Source organism: Collinsella sp. OF02-10 (assembly GCF_003463445.1).
Taxonomy (GTDB): Bacteria; Actinomycetota; Coriobacteriia; order Coriobacteriales; family Coriobacteriaceae; genus Collinsella.
This window is the reverse complement of the sequence record NZ_QSCW01000001.1, coordinates 73,682-97,397: the sequence shown is the minus strand read 5'-3', so window position 1 is coordinate 97,397 and position 23,716 is coordinate 73,682. Positions and strand designations below refer to the sequence as shown.

The 23,716-nt window shown below is 57.3% G+C and carries 20 protein-coding genes; 7 read left to right on the top strand and 13 right to left on the bottom strand.

Annotated features, from left to right (window positions below):
* Positions 1-54: 54 nt before the first annotated feature.
* Positions 55-495, bottom strand: coding sequence for a MerR family transcriptional regulator (locus tag DXA43_RS00435; RefSeq protein WP_117805949.1), 441 nt, complete (start codon positions 493-495; stop codon positions 55-57).
* A gap of 354 nt (positions 496-849) precedes the next feature.
* Between DXA43_RS00435 and DXA43_RS00420 the strand changes: the two genes are divergently transcribed.
* The gene (locus DXA43_RS00420) at positions 850-1,614 is read left to right on the top strand and encodes a carboxymuconolactone decarboxylase family protein (protein WP_117805948.1); all 765 of its coding nucleotides are present in this window, start codon (positions 850-852) and stop codon (positions 1,612-1,614) included.
* Here the strand turns inward: DXA43_RS00420 and DXA43_RS00415 are convergent.
* The 4 genes from DXA43_RS00415 to DXA43_RS00400 all read right to left on the bottom strand — a co-directional run bounded on the left by DXA43_RS00415 (position 1,598) and on the right by DXA43_RS00400 (position 4,302).
* The gene (locus tag DXA43_RS00415) at positions 1,598-2,320 is read right to left on the bottom strand and encodes an NAD-dependent protein deacetylase, SIR2 family (protein WP_117805947.1); all 723 of its coding nucleotides are present in this window, start codon (positions 2,318-2,320) and stop codon (positions 1,598-1,600) included. The two genes, DXA43_RS00420 and DXA43_RS00415, sit on opposite strands and share 17 nt — an antisense overlap.
* Positions 2,321-2,519: 199 nt before the next feature.
* The gene (locus DXA43_RS00410; protein WP_055252675.1) at positions 2,520-3,428 is read right to left on the bottom strand and encodes a radical SAM mobile pair protein B; all 909 of its coding nucleotides are present in this window, start codon (positions 3,426-3,428) and stop codon (positions 2,520-2,522) included.
* Entirely contained in the window at positions 3,416-4,105 is a 690-nt protein-coding gene (locus DXA43_RS00405; protein ID WP_117805946.1) for a radical SAM mobile pair protein A, read from the bottom strand. Before DXA43_RS00405 ends, DXA43_RS00410 begins: the two co-directional genes overlap by 13 nt.
* Complete coding sequence (locus tag DXA43_RS00400; RefSeq protein ID WP_089572807.1) at positions 4,102-4,302, bottom strand: hypothetical protein; 201 nt, start codon at positions 4,300-4,302, stop codon at positions 4,102-4,104. Before DXA43_RS00400 ends, DXA43_RS00405 begins: the two co-directional genes overlap by 4 nt.
* A gap of 344 nt (positions 4,303-4,646) precedes the next feature.
* On the opposite strand from DXA43_RS00400, the gene DXA43_RS00395 reads away from it, so the two are divergent.
* A complete protein-coding gene (locus tag DXA43_RS00395; protein ID WP_117805945.1) occupies positions 4,647-5,006 on the top strand; it encodes a hypothetical protein in 360 nt (119 codons plus the stop codon).
* An 83-nt stretch (positions 5,007-5,089) separates the two neighbouring features.
* Here DXA43_RS00395 and DXA43_RS00390 read toward each other — a convergent pair whose 3' ends face one another.
* Genes DXA43_RS00390 through DXA43_RS00375 form a run of 3 tightly spaced genes read right to left on the bottom strand, consistent with a single transcriptional unit; the run spans position 5,090 to position 7,593 of the window.
* Positions 5,090-5,938, bottom strand: a complete 849-nt coding sequence (locus DXA43_RS00390; RefSeq protein WP_117805944.1) for an NAD-dependent protein deacetylase, SIR2 family — start codon at positions 5,936-5,938, stop codon at positions 5,090-5,092.
* Positions 5,926-6,624 (bottom strand): hypothetical protein, encoded by a 699-nt coding sequence (locus tag DXA43_RS00385; protein WP_158564911.1) that lies wholly within the window; start codon positions 6,622-6,624, stop codon positions 5,926-5,928. Before DXA43_RS00385 ends, DXA43_RS00390 begins: the two co-directional genes overlap by 13 nt.
* Positions 6,625-6,627: 3 nt before the next feature.
* A complete protein-coding gene (locus tag DXA43_RS00375) occupies positions 6,628-7,593 on the bottom strand; it encodes an NAD-dependent protein deacetylase (protein WP_117805941.1) in 966 nt (321 codons plus the stop codon).
* A gap of 143 nt (positions 7,594-7,736) precedes the next feature.
* On the opposite strand from DXA43_RS00375, the gene DXA43_RS00370 reads away from it, so the two are divergent.
* Entirely contained in the window at positions 7,737-8,297 is a 561-nt protein-coding gene (locus DXA43_RS00370) for a TetR/AcrR family transcriptional regulator (protein ID WP_117805940.1), read from the top strand.
* 418 nt (positions 8,298-8,715) lie between these two features.
* Positions 8,716-10,005, top strand: a complete 1,290-nt coding sequence (locus DXA43_RS00365; protein ID WP_089572817.1) for an ATP-binding protein — start codon at positions 8,716-8,718, stop codon at positions 10,003-10,005.
* A 99-nt stretch (positions 10,006-10,104) separates the two neighbouring features.
* Here the strand turns inward: DXA43_RS00365 and DXA43_RS00360 are convergent, their stop codons facing one another.
* Both DXA43_RS00360 and DXA43_RS00355 read right to left on the bottom strand, forming a co-directional pair.
* The gene (locus DXA43_RS00360; protein WP_117805939.1) at positions 10,105-12,345 is read right to left on the bottom strand and encodes a DNA gyrase subunit A; all 2,241 of its coding nucleotides are present in this window, start codon (positions 12,343-12,345) and stop codon (positions 10,105-10,107) included.
* A gap of 45 nt (positions 12,346-12,390) precedes the next feature.
* Positions 12,391-14,388, bottom strand: a complete 1,998-nt coding sequence (locus DXA43_RS00355) for a type IIA DNA topoisomerase subunit B (protein WP_117805938.1) — start codon at positions 14,386-14,388, stop codon at positions 12,391-12,393.
* A 235-nt stretch (positions 14,389-14,623) separates the two neighbouring features.
* Here DXA43_RS00355 and DXA43_RS00350 point away from each other — a divergent pair, with 235 nt between their 5' ends.
* Positions 14,624-15,184, top strand: coding sequence for a sugar O-acetyltransferase (locus DXA43_RS00350; RefSeq protein ID WP_117635853.1), 561 nt, complete (start codon positions 14,624-14,626; stop codon positions 15,182-15,184).
* A gap of 175 nt (positions 15,185-15,359) precedes the next feature.
* Here DXA43_RS00350 and DXA43_RS00345 read toward each other — a convergent pair whose 3' ends face one another.
* Both DXA43_RS00345 and DXA43_RS10335 read right to left on the bottom strand, forming a co-directional pair.
* Positions 15,360-19,727 carry a hypothetical protein gene (locus DXA43_RS00345; protein ID WP_147344701.1) on the bottom strand — a complete coding sequence of 1,456 codons (4,368 nt, stop codon included), beginning with the start codon at positions 19,725-19,727 and terminating at the stop codon, positions 15,360-15,362.
* Between the two features lie 155 nt (positions 19,728-19,882).
* Positions 19,883-20,887 carry a helix-turn-helix transcriptional regulator gene (locus tag DXA43_RS10335; protein WP_199408678.1) on the bottom strand — a complete coding sequence of 335 codons (1,005 nt, stop codon included), beginning with the start codon at positions 20,885-20,887 and terminating at the stop codon, positions 19,883-19,885.
* Positions 20,888-21,184: 297 nt separating this feature from the next.
* Here DXA43_RS10335 and guaA point away from each other — a divergent pair, with 297 nt between their 5' ends.
* Positions 21,185-22,165, top strand: coding sequence for a glutamine-hydrolyzing GMP synthase (gene guaA, locus DXA43_RS00335; RefSeq protein WP_117805936.1), 981 nt, complete (start codon positions 21,185-21,187; stop codon positions 22,163-22,165).
* A 292-nt stretch (positions 22,166-22,457) separates the two neighbouring features.
* On the opposite strand, the gene DXA43_RS00330 is transcribed toward guaA, so the two are convergent.
* Entirely contained in the window at positions 22,458-22,943 is a 486-nt protein-coding gene (locus tag DXA43_RS00330; RefSeq protein ID WP_233539979.1) for a helix-turn-helix transcriptional regulator, read from the bottom strand.
* Positions 22,944-22,982: 39 nt separating this feature from the next.
* Here DXA43_RS00330 and DXA43_RS00325 point away from each other — a divergent pair, with 39 nt between their 5' ends.
* Positions 22,983-23,681, top strand: coding sequence for an ATP-binding cassette domain-containing protein (locus DXA43_RS00325; RefSeq protein WP_233539978.1), 699 nt, complete (start codon positions 22,983-22,985; stop codon positions 23,679-23,681).
* The last annotated feature ends 35 nt before the right edge of the window (positions 23,682-23,716 follow it).

The window sequence follows — 23,716 nt, the reverse complement described above, 5'->3', positions numbered from 1 at the left end:
TTCGTTCTGCTCGGAAAGAGCCCCTTGCCAAAGCCCGTTGAGCATCGGGCGGCATTATTGAGTGTGGGCGTTATCGTAGGTATCTTTGATTTCTTCTGGCAAATTGTCGGGAATCAGCGCCTTCACTCTATCCTCGTTGCCATCTTGGATTGCCTGCTCGTAGTACCAGCATTTGAACTTCAACATATCCAGCGCACGGTTCATGTTTGCGATCTCCGACTCCATGTGGGCCTTCCGCTCCTCGAACATGGCCTTGCGTTTGGGATATGTCGATGGGCCCTCCGAACACCATTCCATGAACAGCCGGATGTCCTTGATCTCCATCCCAGCCTTCTTCAGGCATTCGATGACCCGAAGCGCCTCGAGTTCCGTATCGCCGAATCGGCGAATGCCGGACGTCCGCTCCAATTCCGGAAACAATCCCTGTTTGTCGTAATACCGCAGCGTGGAAACGGGCAGACCGAACATCTCCGCTACCTGTCCGATTGTGTACATGGTCCCTCCGGACGAATCTCGAATTTACTCCTTGACCTAAAGTTAGGTTTATGTATTACCTTTATTTTCGTCAATATATATAAGGAGTGCAAGGGGTATTCCGTAATGAGCAAAACGGTTTTGATAGTCTCTTCAAGCCCTCGAAAGGATGGCAATTCCGAGACGTTGGTGGATGCTTTCGCCAAAGGCGCACGCTTGCCGGAACGGTTTTCGCCGGCGGCGTGAACGGTGTGGGCGAAATCACGGGGCATTCTGCTCTGGAGCAGGCGTAACGAATGGGCATGGGAGTCTAGGCGCGGCTTAGCAGCGCGGAAGCAGTTTTGTACTCAAAGCCATCGACAGGAGGAATCAAACATGACGATTAAACAGACGGCGGGCAGAGATGCCCTAGGGGACTTTGCCCCCAAATTCGCACAGCTCAATGACGATGTGCTGTTTGGCGAGGTGTGGAGCCGAGAGGGCGAGCTTTCCCTTCGAGACCGCAGCGTGGTGACGGTGGTGGCGCTGATGGCGCAGGGACTGACGGATTCCTCGTTCCAATACCATCTGATGTCCGCAAAGAATAACGGTGTAACCAGGGCGGAAATAGCGGAAATCCTTACCCACGCCGCGTTTTACGCGGGGTGGCCCAAGGCATGGGCGGCCTTTCGCATGGCGAAGGAGGTCTGGGCGGATGACGATGCCGCTGATGCAAAAGCCGAGCACCAAAACGAGATGGCCTTTCCCATCGGTGCCCCCAACGATGCATTCGCGAAGTACTTTATCGGGCAAAGCTACCTCGCGCCTCTATCAACCGAGCAGGTTGGCGTCTACAACGTGACGTTCGAGCCCGGCTGCCGCAACAACTGGCACGTGCACCACGCCAAAAACGGCGGCGGACAGATTCTCATCTGCGTGGCTGGTCGAGGGTTCTACCAGGAATGGGGTAAACCGGCACAGGAGCTGCGCCCTGGCGATGTGGTCAACATCGCCCCGGGTGTGAAACATTGGCACGGAGCCGCGCCCGAGAGCTGGTTCTCCCATCTCGCGCTGGAGGTTCCGGGCGAGGAGGCCTCCAACGAGTGGTTAGAGCCCGTGGGCGACGGGGAATATCTCAAAGAGACTAACAAGGAGGCTTAAATACCTTCGCCGTCCGCGCCGCCGAGAGCAGCGCGCCCAAATCTGCCTGAATCGCCTCTGCCTTGCTTCCGAGCTGCAGCGGAGCCGAGCCGTTCGAGATGTTGACGCTCAACAGGTGCGCATCCGGCAGCTTTGCGGTCATGCTCCAGAACGGGAGCGTGATGATGCCGGGGGTCATCTCGCCTACGCCGAGCTCCAACAACAGCACGCGGCGATCGCTGTGCTCGCACACAAAGCGTTCGTATCGTCCGAGGCTCTCGCGCCAGGCCGCACCCTGCAGAAACGTGTCGTCGCGCACCCACGGCACAAGCTGCCAGCTGCAATGCGGGCATCGGGGGATATCCTCGCTGAGGACCTCGAACCCCGCCATGCCCGCGAGCATGCGTTCGACGTAGGGGCTCGCGTCGAAGAGCTCGTCACAGCATGGCTGCTTGCACTGAAGGTGCGCGAAGCTTCCCTGATAGTTACAGGTTCTCTCGTCGGGAAACGTCTTCTTGGCCTGGGTGTCCACATTGGTGCTCAGGATGAAGTAGTCCTTATGGCCGATGAGGGACCGTAGGTCGAGATAGGGCTGCGAGGCCAGCTCGCGCAGCATGAAGTCGATGTATCGCGCATAGTATGCCCACTGCTGCTCGAGGCTGGGGTAGAGGTGGTAGAAGCCGTCGAAAAGCCTCTTGACTACTTTCGATTGATGCTCAGTGCCCATTGTATTCGCTACGATTAAACTCGGCACAGGGGATACTGGTTTTCCGTGCGAAAACGCTCATGCCGCTAAATTGAGCGACTGCCTGTACTGCAGCGGGATCATCCGCCCGAGCGATCCCTTAATCCGTCGCCCGTTGCGCCAATCGGCAGAAGCCACGCGTGGACGCTAATCGCTCGAGCGAATCGTCGTCGGTTTCCGTTTAACGATTTCTTTTTCCGCTATTATCCGACCCTCGGACTTCCTCGTGATAGAAGTAGTCCACGATCACCGGATGCCCCTGGGGGACTCTGCCATAAGGCATTTCGTTGTCCACAAAGGGGCAATCGTACTTCTTGGCCATTTCCTCGGCTTTTACTTCAAGCGCTTCAAAATAGCTACGGTTGCGCTTGTTATAGATCTCATCGTAAAGCGGTACGAGATTGGGATGTTTCTCGGCGATATAATCCAGGATCGCTTTTTTGAAACCACCCCGAAGATTGAGATTTTCGAGCCAAAACAAATCGCACCGATCTTTTACTCGCTCAAAAATCATCTCAAAATCCGTGATGCCGGGAAATACCGGGGACACGAAGCAGACCGTACGGATACCTTCGTCATACACCTGCTTCATAGCAGCGATACGACGCTCGATGCTCGACGCGGAGTCCATATCGTTCTTGAAGTTCTCATCCAGCGTGTTGATCGACCATGAAACGGTCACTCGTCCAAGCCTCTTCAGCAGATCGATATCCCGTACCACAAGATCGGACTTTGTGCAGATCAGAATATCTGCATCGCTGCCAATCAGCTGTTCCAGGAGTTTCCTGGTATTCCCGAATCGCTCCTCCTGTGGATTGTAGCCATCCGTCACAGAACCGATAACCACCCGCTGTCCAGCGTATTTCTTCGGATTCTTGATTTCCGGCCAATGCTTCACATCAAGAAAGGTGCCCCATTCCTCCTTGTGTCCGGTAAAGCGCTTCATAAAGGAGGCATAGCAATACTTGCAGGCATGCGTGCAGCCTACATAGGGATTGACCGAGTAGCCGCCTACCGGCAGGCTGGACTTGGTCATGATGTTCTTTGCTTCCACCTCATTGATGAGGATTCCATCGATCACTTCCGCCATGTTCTCTGCACCTCCAGCACTCTTTCGAATTCTTCCGGCAATTCCTGAATCATGTTTTCGTCCCCTATGACAGAGACGAGGTCTTCCTTCATAAACATTGGAATGCCAAGCGCGTGCGCCTGGTCCGTCAAAGACCATGCCCACTCCGGTTCCGTATGAACCTTCCTGCTCTGCGTCCCGGTCATGGTACCGACGACGATCCAGTTGATTCCGGAAAGGTCGACCGTACCGGGATCGTCGAATAGCGGCTCAAAAGTAACGAAGAAGTGATTTGCATTGACGTTTTTCCGAAGGGCGTCGATACGCCACAGCTCCGCTTTCCTCGTCACCGTAACGCCGAACCATGCGTTTTCCAGGTCGGTATCTAAATCCAGCAAATCGGGTCTCTTGGTCAGGAACAGGAACTGATGCTGTGGATTCTCATGGATCTTTGCAAATACCTCGTCTCGCCATTCCAGCTTCCACCCGGAGAGATCGCTCATGCCGGTAAGGAGAAAGTTCTGCGGGCGTTTCTTTTCCATCATCTTGAGCTTGCTCGGGAAGAACGCAGGATCAGCGAAGTCGTCAATCATATGCCAACGTTTCACATTGTTACGGGCATAGCAATATGGACACCCCACCGTGCAGCCGATGACGATATTCATATTCTGAATCTGATTTTTGATGCAGATGCTCATAACGCCTGCCTACCCGCCTCTCCCGTAAACACGCAATCAGCCTCCCCCACCTTGCGGGCAAAAGCCTCGATATCTTGCTTGCAAGCAGCAGGCTCGCAATCGCTCAAATCGTATGACGTGCCGCCGTTTCGATAGACGGCCCGATGGGAAAACGATCGGCTGACAAGCCCGATGCCGAGCTTCTCGCACAGGGTCATCCGTGCTCCCTTTCAGCTATAAAAAACAGATGTCTATAAACAGTATCCTTGTTGATTTTCGCAGGGGCAATGAACAAACGCGTGCACCTGTCGATAAACGAACAGCTACTGGACATTGTCAAACGACTCAGATTGGAGAGGCGATGGGAGAAACCAAGATCGACCGCCGGCGGCGCTACACCCTCTCGGTCATACGGGAGGCGTTCTTCGCGCTGCTGGCCGAGGTCGGCTTCGCGAAGATGACGGTGGCGGACATCTGACGCCGCGCCGAGATCAACCGGGGAACGTTCTATCTGCATTACGAGGATAAGTACGCGCTGCTCGATGCGCTTATCGACGAGGCATTGGCAGCGGCTCCCCCGCTTGAGGGGGTTGAATCGGCAACGCTTTGCCAGCGTCCGCCGGCAGACGACGATTATCGCCTGCTTTATTCGGACAGCGACGCATACGCTCGCGTAGCCCAGCGCGTCATAGAACGCGGAGCGGAGCAGATGGTTCCCTGGGTCATGGTGAAAACAGGGCTTTCACGCGAAGACGCCTTCCTGCTCTTCGTCCACAACGTCCAGGGCAATCTGGCCGTCAACCGCCTGCTCGGCTGGAGACGAGGCCCCGAGTTCGCCCATGCCCAGGAGCTGCTCAACGCCTATTCCGAAGGGGGCTTACTGGCGGTATCCGCTCTTCGCGATTCCGATAACCCATCGTGACCTGCGATTCAGGAATACCAGCCTCCGAGCCCTCTCGTTCGGAGGCTGCGGCTAAAACCTCATTGCGCGTCTACCGCTCCGCGTTACTCGCCACCTGCCCGCGCCGCCGAGAGCAGGGCGCCCAAATCGGCTTGGATCGCCCCTGCCTTGCTTCCAAGCTGCAGCGGCGCCGAGTCGCCCGAGATGTTTACGCTTAACAGATGCGCATCCGGTAGCTTCGCGGTCATGCTCCAGAACGGGAGCGTGATGATGCCGGGGGTCATCTCGCCCACGCCGAGCTCCAACAACAGCACGCGGTGATCGCTGTGCTCGCACACAAAGCGCTCGTATCGTCCGAGGCTCTCGCGCCAGGCCGCACCCTGCAGAAACGTGTCATCGCGCACCCACGGCACAAGCTGCCAGCCGCAATGCGGGCATCGGGGGACATCCTCGCTGAGGACCTCGAACCCCGCCATGCCCGCGAGCATGCGCTCGACGTAGGGGCTCGCGTCGAAGAGCTCGTCGCAGCATGGCTGCTTGCACTGAAGGTGCGCGAAGCTTCCCTGATAGTTGCAGATCCTCTCGGTGGGAAGCGTCTTCTCGACTTGGGTGTCTACATTGGTGCTCAGGATGAAGTAGTCCTTATGGCCGATGAGGGACCGTAGGTCGAGATAGGGCTGCGAGGTCGGCTCGCGCAGCATGAAATCGATATATCGCGCGTAGTAGGCCCATTGCTGCTCGAGGCTGGGGTAGAGGTGGTAAAAGCCGTCAAAAAGACTCTTGAAGCCAAAGGCTTGCTGCCAGTCCGTCATTCCGGCGCGCGCCATGCCTGAGCGGTTGTAATGGTTGAACCCGGCGGCGCTTGACATGCCCGAGCCGATGCCGACGATGATGGCGTCGGCATCGTCGATAAGGCTTCGAAGCCTATACGCTTCCCTCTCTAGAGACGGCATTGGGCAATCTCCTCGAAAGCCAGGGCCATATCGCCGTCAACGAGAATCGTCTCGCACGATGCATCGGGCGCCATAGCCTGGCTGTAGTTGAACACGATGTAGGTGGCGTGCTCGCAGACGTTCGCGATCTGGGCGAGCATGTGCTTTATGATGCCGTTGCGCAGTCCCACGCCAAGTTCGAGGATGGCGACCCTGCCGTTGCGATGGGCTTGCACAAGGCGCTCGAGCTCCTCGAGCTGGGTCATGGCGAGGGCGTCTGGATGGGCGAGGCGCCGCTCGTCAACCGACGTGCGCGTGCTCCCCTCAGTCTCGAGCACGCGCTCCTCGTCGAACCCGGCGCGCGCGAAGTGCCCGTCGATGTTGCATGTGACCACGAAGGTGTCGGCGTGCTCCGTAAGACGCCGCAGCCCGTTCATGAGCGAGCCGGGCTCATATTCGAGATACTCCTTTTGATGGAACCGCTCGGCCCATCGGCGTCGCACGCTGGCATCCGGGGAAGCGAGCCCCTGCAGTATGCAGCCGATGCCGTCTGCCTGAGCGAGGTCGCCGTACGCCTCTTGGAAATGAGCATCGGCGCAGAAAAGGTTGAGCCCCTCCGCCATGTCGAGTCCGTTGCTAGCGCCGATGATGACAAGATCCGCTTCGGCTAGCGCCCTGCCTATGCGAACTGCTTTCGCCGTCTCCATGCGCTACCTCCCCAGCGTCTTGCGCACGTCGGCAAGCACGTCGGCGATGTCGGCGCGAACGGCGAGCCCCCGATCCTCGATCGCGCGGGGGAGAAACTGCGTCTTGTTGTTTACGGCGATGTAGCTGGCCTGCGGTAACTGCGCCGTGAGGGCCCAGAACGGCTCCTGGATAAACGCGGGCGTCATGCGGCCCACACCCAGCTCGAGGAAGAGGATCCTCTGCCGTGCGTGCGCGTCGAGCCAGTCGGACACCTTGCGGTACTGCTCCTCGTAGAGTTCGCCCTGCAGGAAGTTGCCGTAGCCGCGAACCCAGGGGAACGCCTCTGCCCCGCAGTGCGGGCAGCGCGGCACGAGCTCTGTCGGAACCTCAAGGCCGTCTCCCATGGCCTCTACCATGCGGGAGACCGGCTCGACCGCATCCCACACCGCGTCGGTGCAACAGTGGGAGCACTGAAAGAAGCGGTGGTCGCCTTGGATCTCTGCCACTTTCTCCCAGGGATAGAGCTTCACAAACTGCGTGTCCTGGTTGGTGGTGAGCACGAAGAAGTCCTTCTGAGCAAGGATGGCGTCGAGGTCCTTGTAGGGCTTGCGCAGCGGGGCGTTGAGCGTGGTGTCGAGGAAGGTGGCAAGATAGCCCCAGCGCGCCTCGGCGGTAGGCCAGCGATAGAATGAACCCTCGAAAGCACCCTTGAAGCCATAGCGCTCGGCGAACTTGCCGAAATGCCTGCGATAGGTCGCGTTGTCCTCGTAGTAGAAGTCGCCGCCGCCCGCCGCGGAGAGACCGGAGGCACCGCCCACAAGCACGCAATCGGCCTCATCGATCATGCGGGCAAAGTCCTCGATCTGCCGGTCGTAGGGTTTAGGCTCGCAGTCACTCAGGTCGTAGGGCGTGCCACCGCCGCGGTAGGCTGCCTGATGGGAAAACGACCGGTTGGTGAGTTCGACGACGAGTTTCTCGTAAAAAGTCATGCAAAGCTCTCTTTCGGCTACAATGAACAGGTGTCTATAAAAAGTATCAATGTTGATTTGCGTGAGAGCAATGAACAGCTTTGAGGCGCTGTCGATAAACAAACGTCTGCCGGGCATTGTTGAGCGTTGCAATTGGAGGAGCCATGGAAGCGGGGAAGATCGATCGTCGCCGACGCTATACGCTTTCGGTCATACGGGAGGCGTTCTTTGCGCTGCTGGCCGAGGTCGGCTTCGCAAAGATGACGGTGGCGGATATCTGCCGCCGCGCGGATATCAACCGCGGTACGTTCTATCTGCATTACGAGGATAAGTTTGCGCTGCTTGATGTGCTTATCGATGAGGCTCTGGCGGCGGCACCTCCGCTCGAGGGGGCGGAGTCGGGGGCCCTTTGCCAGCGGGCACCGGCAAACGATGACTATTATCTGCTCTACTCGGATGACGACGCGTACGCCCGCGTGGCGCAGCGCGTCATCGAGCGCGGGGCAGAGCAGGTCGTTCCCCAGATGATGGAGAAGACCGGGCTTTCGCGCGAGGACGCTTATCTGCTCTTTGTCCACAGCGTTCAGGGAAATCTCGCGGTCAACCGCCTGCTCGGTTGGAGGCGGGGACCCGAGTTCACCCATGCCCAGGAACTGCTCAGCACCTATTCCGAAGGAGGCTTGCGAGCGGTTACGACTCGCCATGATTCCTGCAGTTCATCTTGACTGCGGGTCATTTCAGGCAGGCGACGCAGCTATGAACAAGAAGATTGCATGGCAATCAGCACTAGCGGAAATGCTTGCTGCCCTTACCAAGAGGAGTGCTGATTGCCATGCGTTGATGCTCCCGCGGACAATTCCGTCAGCCACCGCTTGCATCCATTTTGGCTAGCTCTGCATACCGAACATGGCGTTGAAGAGCGTGATCTGCTCCGGGGTGAGCTGTGCAATGCCGTTTTTATCGTTCTGCATTGGGTCCCTTTCGCTGGTGTCTCGTGCAATCGAATGTAGCGCGAGTACATGAATAGGGGCGAATTCCCTCAAGTGCCGTATAGAACAATTTTTAAACGCAGAAAAATAACTGAAAACAAATTAATCCGCGTTAAAATATTGTCAAATAGAAGTTCATGAGGGAAGGTTACGTATGCGTCGCAAGGCAGACGAGCTCCTTAGGGAATGGCGAGACAGAGCTGATAGAAAACCTTTGCTGGTCAAAGGCGTGCGCCAGTGTGGCAAGACCTATTTGCTCAGAACGTACGCCCAGGATCTTTTCGAATCGGTTGTCTACGTTAATCTTGAGAACGACCGGTCGGCGCGAGCGGATTTTTCGGGCGGTCTTGACCCTCATTCGATCGTACGTGCGATCGAGGCTCGTACGGGACAGCGTATCGTGCCTGGCAAAACCTTATTGTTCATTGACGAGATCCAGGCATGCGAGGAAGCGCTCACTTCCCTTAAATACTTTTGCGAAGATGCTCCCGAGTATTACGTTGCGGCTGCCGGGTCGCTTCTTGGGGTTGCCATTAACCATCAGTCGTATTCGTTCCCCGTCGGAAAGACCGACTTGATTGAGATGACTCCACTCGATTTCGAGGAGTTTCTCTGGGCGATGGGGCACGATCAGCTGGTCGACGAGATACGCTCATCATTCGAGATAATGGGTCCTCTTGCGCCAAGCCTTCATGAAAAGGCGCTTGGGCTCTATCGACAGTATCTTGTTGTTGGCGGAATGCCCGAGGCGGTCCAAACGTACATCGATGATCAGTCAATCATTGATGTGGCCGAAAAGCATCGGATTATTCTCGACGGATATTCCGCCGACACCAATAAATATGCTGATGAACGCTTGAGCGCAAAGACGCGTGCGTGCTTCGATTCCATTCCACAGCAGCTTGCCAAAGAGAATCGCAAATTTCAATACAAGGTAGTGCGAGCGGGGGGCAATGCGTCTCTCTTTGGAGATGCTCTCGACTGGCTTGTATTGTCGGGTACGGTGGCGCGCTGCAGCCTAGTCGGGCAGATCGAAAGCCCTTTAGAGGCCTTCGTTAACCCTTCTGCTTTTAAAATCTATCAGGCGGATACAGGGCTGCTCGTCTCCAAGGCCGGTGCTCAACGCGCCGATATTCTTGCCGGCATCGGCGGCACATTCATGGGTGCACTTACCGAAAACTACGTCGCCCAACAGCTTTCAGCCATGGGCTATCCGCTGCATTATTGGGCGCGAGATAATCGTGCGGAAATCGACTTTGTAGTAGAGAAGCAGGGATGCTTGTCTGCGATTGAAGTCAAGGCGGGAGAGAACACAAGATCTCGAAGCCTGTCCTCACTTAAAAAGACCCATCCGGGCGTACGCCTTATCAGGCTATCGACTAAGCCCTTTGGAATGAATGATGGGCTTATGTCTGTTCCACTTTATGCGGCATTTTGTCTATAGGGATGATGCTGGTGTAATGCATGGGGCCCAGGGCGCAGCGTTTACTGCGCTCCGGGCCCCGCTGCTTTGTAAAACCATGACGGTTTGGTCGCCGTTGTTTTAGTCAAACAGGCTCGGCATGTCGTTTTCCTTCATGAGGGCACCGGCGGAAGGTAGGCTCTGCGCGGTGAACTTTTCGGCCGAGACGCCGGCGCCGAGGATCTCCTCGGTCGTGCCGACGGTGGTGACCGAGCGGCCCTTCTTGGCCGTAAAGGCCTGGACGCCCTGCGTGTTGGTGGTCGTCTTGGTCTTGAGCAGCGACGTGTTGAAGTTCATCAGGCGGTAGTCGCTCGAGACCAGCGCGAGGTCGCGGTCCTCCTTGAGCACCTGCGCATACAGCAGCTTGCTGCCGCCGTAGATGGCGTTCTTAAGGCGCTTGCGGTTGGTCTTGGTAACGTATCCAGAAAGCGCGACACGCACCACGCGGCCGTTCTCAAAGACGAACAGCACGTCGGCCTTGTAGTCCTCGGGGTCGATGACCCAGATGACGCTCTCGTCGGGTTCCATCTCGAGATCGGTCGGAAGGTACGAGCCCAGCTGGGCCGACTTGGTATCCTCAAACGCCGCGACCTTGCACTTGTACACCTGGCTCTTGTTGGTAAAGACCAGCAGCTCGTGCGTGTTGGAGGACGGGAACTCGATAAAGGGTTTGTCGCCGTCCTTGTACTTGAGCGTGGTCGCCTTCTTGAGCACGCGGTCCGTCATCTTCTTGAGGTAGCCATCGCGCGAAAGCATGATGGTAACCGGGTACTCCTCGACCTCGGGCTCCAAGCTTACCTCGATAACCTCATGGGGCTCGATCCTGCCCGTGCGGCGCGGCATCACGTACTTCTTGTTAACCGCGGCCAGCTCGTCGCTGATGACCTTCTTGATGTTGTCCTCGCTCGAGAGGATCTCCTCGAGTTCGGCGATCTCACCCTCGAGCTTGGCGATGTCCTTGGTGCGGTTGAGGATGTACTCCTCGTTGATGTTGCGGAGCTTGAGCTCGGCGACAAACTCGGCCTGGGTCTCGTCGATGTCGAAACCCTTCATAAGGTTGGGTACAACCTCTGCCTCGAGCTTAGTGCCGCGGATGATGGCGATGGCCTTGTCGATGTCGAGCAGAATTGCCTCAAGGCCGTGCAGCAGGTGCAGGCGCTCGGACTTTTTGCCCAGGTCAAAGTTAATGCGGCGACGCGTGGACTCAATACGCCACTTGACCCACTCGTGCAGAATCTGGCGCACGCCCATAACACGGGGATAGCCGTCGACGAGCACGTTGAAGTTGCACGAGAACGAATCCTGCAGCGTGGTCGAGCGATAGAGCTTGGCCATGAGCTTGTCGGGGTCGACACCGCGCTTAAGGTCGATGGCGATACGCAGACCCGAAAGGTCGGTTTCATCGCGGATGTCTGCGATCTCCTTGACCTTGCCCTCCTTGGAGAGCTTGACGATGCGCTCGATGATGACATCGGTCTTGGTGGTGTAGGGGATCTCGTAGACCTCGATGATGCGCTCTTCGGGAATCCAGCGCCAGCGGGAGCGAATCTGGAAGCTGCCCAGGCCGGTCTCGACGATCTTCTCCATCTCCTCGCGGCGGTAGATAATTTCGCCGCCGGTCGAGAAGTCGGGCATGGGCATGTACTCGAGCAGGTCGCAGTCGGGATCCTGCAGGTAGTGCATCGTGGCGGTGCAGACCTCGTTGAGGTTGAAACCGCAGATGTCGGACGCCATGGCGACGCCGATGCCCTTGTTGGCCGAGACGAGGATGTTGGGGAACGTGGTGGGCAGCAGACGCGGCTCCTTCATGGCACCGTCGTAGCTGTCAACGAAGTCGACCGGGTCCTTGTCGATGTCTTTGAAGATCTCGGCGCTGATGGGGGAGAGCTTGGCCTCGGTATAACGCGAGGCGGCGTAGCTCAGGTCGCCCGAATAGTACTTGCCAAAGTTGCCCTTCGACTCCACGAAAGGAGCAAGCAGCGCCTCGTTGCCCGTGGCCAGGCGCACCATCGTCTCGTAGATGGCGGCGTCGCCGTGTGGGTTGAGCTTCATGGTCTGGCCCACTATGTTGGCGCTCTTTTGGCGCTCGCCCTTGAGCAGGCCCATCTTGTACATAGTGTAGAGCAGCTTGCGGTGCGAGGGCTTAAAGCCATCAATCTCGGGGAATGCGCGCGAGACGTTGACGCTCATGGCGTAGGGCATGTAGTTGACCTCGAGCGTCTGCGTGATCGGCTGGTCGGTGACCTCGGAGTGCAGGCCGATGACGTTCTCGGCGTTGACCTGCTTTTTCTTTGGCTGGTTCTTCGTCTTCTTCTTTGCCACGATTTCCTCTTGAACTTCTTATGGGCCGTCGTTATCGATTTGCTGCTATTGCAGGTCCAGCTGGTCCAGGTATTCCTTGCCGTGCTCGGAGATATGGCGCTTGCGGCCCGCCTCGTCGTTGCCCAGCAACAGGTTGAACATGGTTTCCATCTTGGTGACGTCCTCGGGCTCCACCTTGATCAGGCGACGCGTCTCGGGGTTCATGGTGGTGAGCCACATCATGTCCGGATCGTTCTCACCAAGACCCTTGGAGCGGTTGATCGAGCACTTCTGGTCGCCGATCTCCTTAAGAATGCCGTTCTTCTCGAGTTCGGTGTAGGCAAAGTAGGTCTTCTCTTTGCAGTTGATCTCGTAGAGCGGTGACTCGGCGATATACACGTAGCCCTCGTCGATAAGCGTGGGCACCAGGCGGTAGAGCATGGTGAGCACGAGCGTGCGGATGTGATAACCGTCGACGTCGGCGTCCGTACAGATGATGACCTTGTTCCAGTTGAGGTTGTCCAGGTCGAAGGCACCAAGGTTCTTGATGCGCTTGTCCTTGATCTCCACACCGCAGCCCAGCACGCGCATAAGGTCCATGATGATGTCGGACTTAAAGATGCGTGGGTAGTCCTCTTTCAGACAGTTGAGGATCTTGCCTCGGACGGGCATAACACCCTGGAACTCGGCATCGCGCGAGGTGCGGATGGCGCCTGCTGCCGAGTCGCCCTCTACGATGTAGATCTCGCGACGGCTCTTGTCCTTGGAGCGGCAGTCGATGAACTTCTGCACGCGGTTGGCCATGTCGGTCTTCTGCTGCAGATTGGTCTTGATGCTCTGGCGCGTCTTCTCGGCGTTCTCGCGCGAGCGCTTGTTGATGAGCACCTGCTCCACGATCTTGTTGGCAGCGTCTTTGTTCTCGATCAAGTAGGTCGAGAGGCGCTCCTTAAAGAAGGCGGTCATGGCCTGCTGGATAAAGCGGTTATTGATAGCCTTCTTGGTCTGGTTTTCGTAGGACGTCTGGGTGGAGAAGCAGTTGGTCACCAGTACCAGGCAGTCCTGGACGTCTTGCCACTTAATGCCGGTCTCGTTTTTGTTGTACTTGCCCTGTTGCTTAATATAGGCATCGATGGCGCTGGTCAGAGCGCTGCGCGCGGCCTTCTCGGGCGAGCCGCCGTTCTCGAGCCACGATGAGTTGTGGTAATACTCCTGCATCATGAAGGTGCGCGAGAAGCACATGCACGCGGTGATCTTTACGTTGTAGTCGGGCAGGTCCTCGCGATCGCGACCGCGGCGGTCGGCCTCGATAAAGAAGGGTTCGGTAAGGTAGTCGGTACCGACCTTCTCGAGCACGTAGTCCTCGATACCCTTGGGGTAGCAAAAATCCTCTTCGGAAAACTCGCCGTTGTCGTCCTCGATGCGCAGGCGGAAGGTCACGTTGGCGTTGACCACGGCCTGGCGGCGCATGGTCTCGCGATACCAGTCGTGGGGAATGCTGATCGAGGTAAAGACCTCAAGATCGGGGCGCCACTTGATGGTGGTGCCGGTGCGGTCCTCGTCGCTGGGCTCAATCTCGAGTGCCTTCTTTTTGGCGCCGACGACCTTGCCTTTCTTAAAGTGCAGAGAGTACTTGTTACCGTCGCGCCAAACGGTGACGTCCATGTACTCGGAAGCGTACTGGGTCGCGCACGAGCCCAGGCCGTTGGTGCCGAGCGAGAAGTCGTAGTCGCCGCCCTGGTTGTTGTTGTACTTGCCGCCGGCGTAGAGCTCGCAGAAGACGAGCTCCCAGTTAAAGCGCTTCTCGGAAGGGTTCCAGTCGAGCGGGCAGCCACGGCCGTTGTCCTCTACCTGAATGGAGCCATCGCGAAAGGCGGTAAGGGTGATGAGCTTGCCGTAGCCCTGGCGCGCCTCGTCAACGGCGTTGGACAGGATCTCGAAGGCGGCATGCGCGCAGCCGTCGAGCCCGTCAGAGCCAAAGATGACGGCGGGGCGCAGGCGTACGCGCTCCTCGTCCTTGAGCTGACGAATACTGTCGTTACCATAGTTTGCGGTGTTTTTTGCCATGCTCGCTCTCTCGATGCTCCTTTGCTGCGTTTAAGTCAATATAGATAGTCAAGGTAGCATAGCCCGGCCCATAGGCGATTCCAACCAACACGAAATCCATCGAACAATCGTTCGGAGTCGGGCACCTTTGGCTTCTGCGGTCATTCCCTGCGCGGTGTGGTGCTCGTGTTAAAACCGTGGCTTATCGGCTGGTAGAATTGCCGCATCAAGACTGCATGTTGTTTGAGGGGGCGCAATGACCGAGAAAGAGAAGATGGAGCGCGGTGAGTGGCATGATGCCAACTTTGACGAGGAGCTCCTGGCGCAACGCGCGAAGGCGGAGGCGCTCTGCTATGACTTTAATATGGCAAAACCTGGAAGCGACGCACAGCTCGATGCTTTGAAGTCCTTGCTCGATACCGATCTTCCCGGGGGGCTGACGGTCCTTTCGCCTGCCTACTTTGACTACGGGAGCAAGACGACCTTTGGTGAGGGCTGTTTTGTAAACCATGGCTGCTACTTTATGGACGGCGGCTCTATCACCTTTGGTGGCAACGTGTTTATCGGGCCGTTTTGCGGCTTCTACACCGCTTCGCACCCCCTAAAGGCAAAGGACCGCAACTTGGGTCTCGAGAAGGCTCTGCCCATCGTTGTCGGCGATAACTGCTGGTTTGGCGCGAACGTGTCAGTGCTGCAGGGAGTTACCATCGGCAGCGGTTGCGTAATTGCCGCGGGCAGCGTCGTGACGGAAGACCTTCCAGACAACGTGGTGGCGGCAGGCGTCCCCGCAGTCGTCAAGAAGACCATCGAACAATAACGAAGCCCTTAAACGATAGTGCCCCACTGTCCTCGGTGGAATGCGGGGCGAGGAAGCCGAGCTCGACTCCGCTGGCGACATCTAATGCGCAATGGGCTGGCTCTGGGTATTCAGAACCAGCCCATTTTGGTGTTCGATGAGCCGGGTCGGCGTCTCTCGCAAAAGTAACTTGGAGCTAGCGAGGCTTATCCGAATTGACCTCATCGGCGGCGTCTTTTTCGAGCGCCGTGCGGCGGGCGCTGTAGGCGATGAGGCCCGCGCCTGCCGCGGCGAGTGCTGCAGCGGCTGCCGTAAGGGCAGCGTTGACATCGCCCGTGCCCGCAAGCGCGCCCGCTTTTCCGGAGCGCTTGTTATTGCCGTGGTCCTTGCCGCTGCCGGAGCTGCTTCCGCCGGAGCCGCCGCCCTCGTCAGTACCGCTGCCACTCGAGCCACCATCGCCGTCTGCCGTCATCGGGGCGTCGTGAAGTCCTGTCGTATCCGCGCTGTCGCATACGCCGACCTGCACTTCTGAGCGTTCGCATGCCGCGTCGGGCACATGAAGCTCGTGCAGAACGGCACTCAGCGCCGAGTTTGCGCCCGGTCGGATCTCCTCGAGCGTTACGGGATCGAGCGCCACCAGATTACGCGCCTTCGCATACAGCGTGACGCGTTTGCCCACTTCGTCGCTCCAACTCTCGGGGATGGCGAAGCTCATGCGGAACTGTGCCGTGCAACCCGGTGCCAGCACGGCGTTGCCGTTGTCGGCTACCAGCGGGTGCGTTGCAAAACGTGCGCCCAGCGTCTCGAGCGCGTACTTTACGTGTGCCATGTCGTTGGCCGAAGCGTCTTCGGCAAGCTCTGGATCGTAGATCGAAGCCATGCGTGCGTTCGCTCCGAATCCGATGGATGCGCTGGAGAACGGCTGGCTGGAGCCCTCTCGGTACAGATCGATTGTGCCGGCAGTCAGCAAAGTGTTGCCGTCGTTTCGCACCGTGACCATGAAGGATTCGCCTGCTGCTCCGGGCACCACCGCGCCCGAGGTGGCGACCGCGCCCGTCGGAGTGGCACACGCCACCAGAGGCACTTCGATGCCGTGCAGCTCTGCCTCGCTCTTCTCCGCGCTCACAATGTGCGTGGCGAGCGCGGAGAGCATGCCTCCCGACGTCAAAAATGTCGTTATCTGATCGACGGGATGGTCCAGCTCGCACATCACGAACGGCTCCGTGAACAGATCGCCTGCCAAGGTGCTGACGAAGATGCGGAAGTGCTTGCCCATTACTGCTACCGGGTTGCCTTCTTCGTCGTAGGTTTGCCCCACCTTGCCATCGGTGTTCTCTACATAGAGCGCGCACCTGCCGTTGTTGCTTACGCTAAACGATGCCGGGCCACAGCCTGCGGCACCCACGGGCTGCGTTGCAAATGCCAATGCGCCTCGCGTCCAAGTAATATGCTGCAGCTGCTCGTTGACGGTGGCCAAAAAGCCCGAATGTTGTGGCCACGGCACCGCATGGGGCACCGTGGCGTCTGGTGGCATAACGCCCCAGCCCGCAATGGACTGGCCGATCACGGCGTACGATGCGCAGCCGCAACCGTCTGCGGTCTCGTACGCAACGGGCACCACCATTTTGCCGTTGATATTCTCGGGCTCGCTCAGCTCGATACTCGACGGTGCTTGCGGAAAGCGAAGAACTTGGCGGAACGTCAGGCTGTCGCCCAAATCATCCGACCACAGGGTAAAGCATTCCAGCGCAACCTCGGCCTCGCTGCCGAGTGCCTTCTCTGCGGTGGTTCCGCGGCGGTGGAGGTAGGCGCCCGACAGGCGTCCGTCGACCAGCGTCTTGCCTACCGTGATGCGCGGGCACTGCAGGCAATGGTAGCCATCCTCCTGAAGGCGGCCGCGCGAGATGCTGCGCCACGACGTGTGCGATATCACGCGAACTCCGTCGTTGCTTATGCGCAGGCGCACAACGGACAGTATGCCGGCTGTGCTTGCCGTATCGAAAAGGGTGTTGTCGCCGGCGGGGCGCTCGCCCGAGACCAGCAGCACGTAGGCGTCCTGGTTTCCTCTTCCGTCCGTATATTCCACCACGTCGAAGTCGTAATCGAATATGCCGTCGCGCTCCACGTCGCCCTCGCCAAACCCAAGGGGAAAGTCCACGGGCGTGGGAGCGGACCACGTGCCGTTTGCCTTTGTGTGCACCACCAGGCGCGAGCGGCCATTGTCGCCGTAGCGCACCGAGGCGATACGGAACAGGCATTCTACGCCGGCAATCATCGTTAGCTTCATGTGGGCTTCGCTGAGCACGCCGGAAAACAGCACGTTGTCGCTCGAGGGTTTTATGCCGCCACGCTCGTCCTCCGACACGCTGGCAGAATTGGCGTTCGGGTCCGCAACGGCGTTCGTTGACTGACCGATGTAGGTGTACTCATACATCGGTGCGGCATTTTCGTCGTTCTCCATCAGCGCATGGACGAAATGTTCGACCTGTCCCGTGTCGTCGCTTTCTGCATCCGCCTCGAGCTCAATGCGCGTGACCGCTTGATCCCAATCGCGCACGACAGGCGCGACGTTTATCGCGGCGGCTGCAACCTCGGCGCGTGCGAGCAGCTCGGAATTGGTGACGATGGTGGCCGACGCGATAAACTGCGGCACACCACCTGCCTCGGTGTTGCCGGGCGTGCCGAAGCAGGCATCCAGCGTGTAAGGCGTATCTCCACCCAATGCCAGCTCAGAGCGTTGGGGCACATACCGGTCGTCATTGTTCACCGACATATTCCACGAATCGATGAGTGTGGGCCACGACCCCGACCAAGCCTTGGTGGTCCACTTGAACATTACGAACTGGAGTATCACATCGACATCGACGTCTGCACCCACGCGCAGCCGCGGAAGCTGGTGTCCATCTGCCTTCTCGTACCCAATGAACAGCGTGAGGGATGCGGCACCGCGCACGGCAGACGAAGCGACGCCTGCAACGCCGGCTCCAAAGGTGACGGCAAGTCCGATCTGGATGGTGAACGAGCCCGACGTGTTGGAATAGTCGAGCGAAATGTTCTTGAAAAACGCCGCGCCGCTGCCGTGCGTGTGGGCACCCACAGCGAGCGCCAGCTTCGCCAGCACCCAAGGGTTGACGTTTAGGAAAAATGGCACCGGTCCTAGGGTAAACTGCTCGGTCCAATTGAGGTCAGTTCTTACCTGGAAGAGGGCCTTAATATTGCCGTATGCAGGGTCGTTGTTGTTACCCCAGGTTTTGCCCACCCAATCGTAGGCGAGCGAGCCGTACAGCTGTGTGGCGATATCCATCGTGAACAGCGGCGTGCAATGGTGGCGAAGGAGCTTGGTGTTTCTTGGATCGGTGCCCGAACCGGCACTCATACTTTTGTACTGATTCCACTTCCCCTCCATCTCGTCGAGGTAGCGGTTTGCCTGCTTGGCGCCCGACTCACGCGGCGATTTCTTCCAGTATTCCGGATCAGGGTTGCCCGAATCGTTCATATAGCTGGCTGGTTTGTATCCTCCGCCAAACAGTACGTACCCGGCAAACGAGAAATCGAACAGAATGGGGAACGAGGGCATCCAGCACGTGAACTTATTACCACCGATGCCGGGAAACGATGCGGGGAAATCAAACGGAGTGATCTCTTGGTCCATAGTGGTGGGGACGATAGTGGTCGATCCGGATTCCGCCTTTGCCGCCGGCGCGGTAACAACGGCCATGGGGGAGGAGAGCGTGTAGGTTTTGTCCTGGTAGTCGAGGACAAAGCGCAGCTTGCATCCTTCTTCCAGAAGGCTCGACGCTGCATCGAGGAACTTGTCTTCGAGTGTGAACGTCGCCAGATTATCCGCGCTCGATGCGCTGGCCTTGATCTGACCAATCTGCGTGACGGTTTCGGTTGAGCTGCCCGCAGCGGGCATCACTTTATTGATATGCAATGTTGCCTGCCCGCCCTGCGGCAGATGAGCCTGCACGGTAAATGCGTGCGTATCGGGCTGCTCGTTTGCCGTGTCGTCCTTCGGCAATGCCATGAACGTGGCTTCAGCGTACTGGATGTCCCATTCGTCGAATGTGAGCTGGCGGAAGTACGGCTCGCCGTCGGAAAGCGGACGCGTGGGCGCGGTTATGGCGGTGCCGCCCTGGATACGCGCAAGGGGAATCTCGACATCGCGGTAGCCCGCCATGCTAATGGAGATGCCGCCGTTAAAGTCGTACGCGTCAAGGAGCTTTGCCTCGTCTACGTAGCCTTCCGAAAGCGAGGCAATCTCAAAGATGGCGGTGCCTTCGTCATCGGTCGTGGCGGCGAGCTGCTCGCCTGCGGCGTAGCGCGACGTGAGCGTGACCTGCGCTCCCTTGATGGGCATATTCTTGTTGGCGACGTCGACCACGACCACACCAAACATGGTGCGCGAGAGAACGAGCACCCTGAAGGGGTCTTTTTCGTCGGCATAGGCCGCGGTGGGCGCGAACGGCAGCAGGAAGGCATTTTCGCTTCCCGGCACGCGAGGCAACATGATGCTCGCTAGTGAGGACGCTCCGGCAACAAGTAACGAACGGCGATCAAGCATCTTGGGCTCCCATCCCGCAAATATCGGTGGAAATAATCCAATTTTGCGAGAAGACGCTTCGTGGCGGTAGTGCCGTTCAAGGGTCAAAATGTCCAAATTGATCGAGCGAAGCGCCGGGTTCCGGAACGCGTTCGATGCGCTTGGCAGCCCGGTCGCTAACGCAACATGTGCGCGACCAGCTCGGCGCGTGTGCCGATGCCAAGCTTTGCGTATACGCCGGATAGGCGGTTTTTGACGGTGCCCGGCGATACTCCCATATGGCGTGCGATTTCAGCGTTGGTCCATCCGCGGCAGGCGAGCATGGCCATGGTGAACTCTGTGGTCGTTAAATCGTCGGCAACGTCCTCGCCCGAATCGGGGTTGTGGATGCGCCGCCAGCCGTAGCTGAAGCGGTACGTGATCTCGATGATGCGTGCGAAGTCGTCAGGGTATTGCGTTTTTAGGCATGCCTCGATGAGCCCCTGCAAAAGGCCGTGGTGCTCGCCAATGAGCTCGATAAGGCCGTCGGGGCGCGCAATGTCCCAAGCGGCTCCAAAATGCGCTTTTGCGGCGTCGATGTCCTTGAGGCTCATGCATGCCATGGAAGCTGCCAGGTGCAGGAACAGTTCAGAGATGGGATAGCTTCCCTGTTTCATAATTAGGGCGTTTTCCGCCATGCCCAGGCTGCGGCCGTATTCGCCGCGCAGATACAAGGCGTGCGCCATCACGTAGCTGGCGAACAGTCGCAGGCCTTCGGGTAGGTGCGCCGCAAGTGGATAAAACTCTTCGGCAGAATACGGGGAAGGCAAGTGCAGCAGGACGCTCGCGGCCGAGGCGAACAGGATATGCGTGGCGTGGACGGCGGGCGATTCCTCGTCGGCCGGCGTATCGAGGATGCCCGCAAGGCACCGGCGGGCGTCGGCGATACGGTTGAGCGACAGACTGGCGTATCCGCAGATAAAGCATGCGGAATAGCGCAGCGCGGGATCGGTGACGTCAAGATAGGGGTGCGCCGTCTTGGCGGCGAGTGCGGCCTGTCCGCGAAAGTACAGCGCTTCTGCCGTGGCGATGGCGCGTGAATCGGGGTCGGAAATGCCTGCAACCGCAGCGTCAATCTGCCCCGGCACAAAGGCGGTGCACATCAACGGCATGGGAACGCATGGGTAGCCATCGCAGTCCATCTTCCATCTCCCAACAGCTGGCAACACTAGCAGCAATTGTACTCTTGTTGCTCGGGACTGGAATTTGTGGGTATCGCCTACGATTGTGCCGAACGTATAAAGGAAGAGTCTATTGGCGATGCTCCCAAGGTGGCTACCGAAGTCTAGCTGACCTTGGGATATAGAAAAACTGCCGCCCCTGCAAAAAGCTCTGTCGCAGCGATGGGAAACGTATCTCGTTCTGCATATAATGAGGTCATATGACGGTGCGTCTGCATACGCGCGGCGCATTTCCATCGAACCGAGAAGGAGCTCTGCATGGATCCCAACAAGCGTCCCGACGACATGGTGCGTATCACCACTCCCGGACTTGCCCAGGTGTTCATCGATGAGCAGGTCGCTGCAATCCGCGAGCAGATCGGCGACAAGAAGGTCCTGCTGGCTCTTTCCGGCGGCGTCGACAGTTCGGTTGTCGCGGCCCTGCTCATCAAGGCCATCGGCAAGCAGCTCATTTGCGTGCATGTGAACCACGGCCTGATGCGCAAGGGTGAGAGCGAACAGGTCATCGACGTCTTCAAGAACCAGATGGACGCTAACCTGGTCTATGTGGACGCGACCGATCGCTTCCTGGATAAGCTCGTGGACGTCGAGGAGCCCGAGGCCAAGCGCAAGATCATCGGTGCCGAGTTTATCCGCGTGTTCGAGGAGGAGGCCCGCAAGGTTGGCGACGAGGTCAGTTTCCTCGCCCAGGGCACCATCTATCCCGACATTCTTGAGTCCCAAGACGGCGTGAAGGCTCACCACAACGTGGGCGGTCTGCCCGAGGATCTGCAGTTTGAGCTCTGCGAGCCCGTCAAACTGCTGTACAAGGACGAGGTCCGCGTCGTGGGTCGCGAGCTCGGCCTGCCCGAGAACATGGTCGAGCGCCAGCCGTTCCCCGGTCCCGGCCTGGGCGTCCGCTGCCTTGGTGCCATCACCCGCGACCGTCTTGAGGCGCTGCGCGAAGCCGACGCGATCGTGCGCGAGGAGATCGACAAGGCGGGTCTGACCATCTGGCAGTATTTTGCCGTCGTGCCCGACTTCCGCGCCACCGGCGTGCGCGAGGGCAAGCGCGCCTACGATTGGCCCTGTATCATCCGCTGCATCAACACCGTCGATGTCATGACCGCCGAGGTGCCTGAGCTCGACTGGGCGCTGCTCAAGCGCATTACCGCTCGCGTGACCGCCGAGGTCCCCGGTATTTGCCGCGTTTGCTACGACCTCACGCCGAAGCCCGTTGGCACGGTCGAGTGGGAATAAATCGAGTTGCTTAAAAAAGCCAGTGTTTATGCGGGTTTCAGCGATTTCGATTAGTCTTTTGATAACAAATTGATAACAGTCATAGCAAGTGCCATTATTCTTGTTATCCAGTGGTTTATGGGTAACGGAACAATTAACAGGTGGCTTGCAGACTAAAGTTCGGAGCTTGGCTCTGAACAAATTCCATATTATAAACTAAGCCCTTAGCTGTGGTTAATAACCATAGTTAAGGGCTTTTTTGTCGTTGCCAAAGCATCTGTAGGGAGCTGCCAGTGGCAGGTCCTGTAGGTGCTTATTTATCTTTCAAGTGGTCTTTGAATGCTTCCACGAGAGCGTCACTTAATTCCTGTGATGGAACTTTTGCCCAACGCTGTGTGGTGTCGAACTCTGGATAATGGTAACGCCAGTTATCGTATTCTTCTCTGTTGATTTCTTCGGAAGATAGCTTGTCTGCCTGTTCTTTCCAAGCATACAGCATTTTGAGGAGTTCATATGCTTCTCTGCCTTTGTCCTTGTTGACCTTTAAGCATACCTCTCCGTCTGCTTCACTGACAGTAAGACCGTAAATATCTTCAAGGGTAAACAGAGTGTGCATAAGACCGATATAGCTGTCTATGTCAGGAACATCAAGAGCCTGTGGAGAAACATCAAGCACCTGTGCCAATGCATTTGTAAGGTCTGCTTTCGGTTTGCGTGTACCAGTTTCGTACTGTGCCAAACGCACATCAGCACTCTTTTCTGGAAAACCGATTGCTGTACCGAGATACTTTTGTGTCATACCACGCATTAGTCTGAAAAAATGTATACGGTTAAGGCAATGGAACGAAGATTTGAAAAAGAAGATGAAAATATGACTCAGATGCCGGAACAGGAAGAAGCAATCTTTGTCAAATTAGGGGATGAAAACTCACACATTCCCGCAGGAAAAACGGTCATAGAATATGAACTTTCAAAGCTTGTGACTCCGGATGGCAAAAGAATTTTAGCAGAAGGAATTCATTTAAAAATAAAAGGTTCAGAAAAAATCTGTATGATAGGAGCCAACGGGGCAGGAAAAACGACTCTTCTAAAAAAGATAGCGGAAGAACTCCTAAATCGGAATGACATTAAAGCAGAATATATGCCTCAAACTTATGAAGACCTGCTGGATTTGGATGTTACACCGGTTGATTACCTTGATAAAACAGGAGATAAAGAAGAGCGTACAAGAATTAGAACATACCTTGGTTCACTTAAATACACACCAGATGAAATGGAGCATCCGATTCGGGAGTTATCAGGCGGACAAAAGGCGAAAGTGCTTCTCTTGAGGATGAGCTTAAGTGGTGCAAATGTTCTTATTCTGGATGAACCGACAAGAAATTTTTCACCATTGTCCGGTCCGGTAATAAGAAAAATGCTCCGAGAATTTCCGGGGGCTGTCATTAGCATTTCTCACGATAGAAAGTATATTGAAGAGGTGTGCGATAAAATATATCAGCTAAATCCTAATGGATTACAGCTAATTGGTGATTGATAACAAAAAGGATGAAAGACTGACAAATTTCAGGC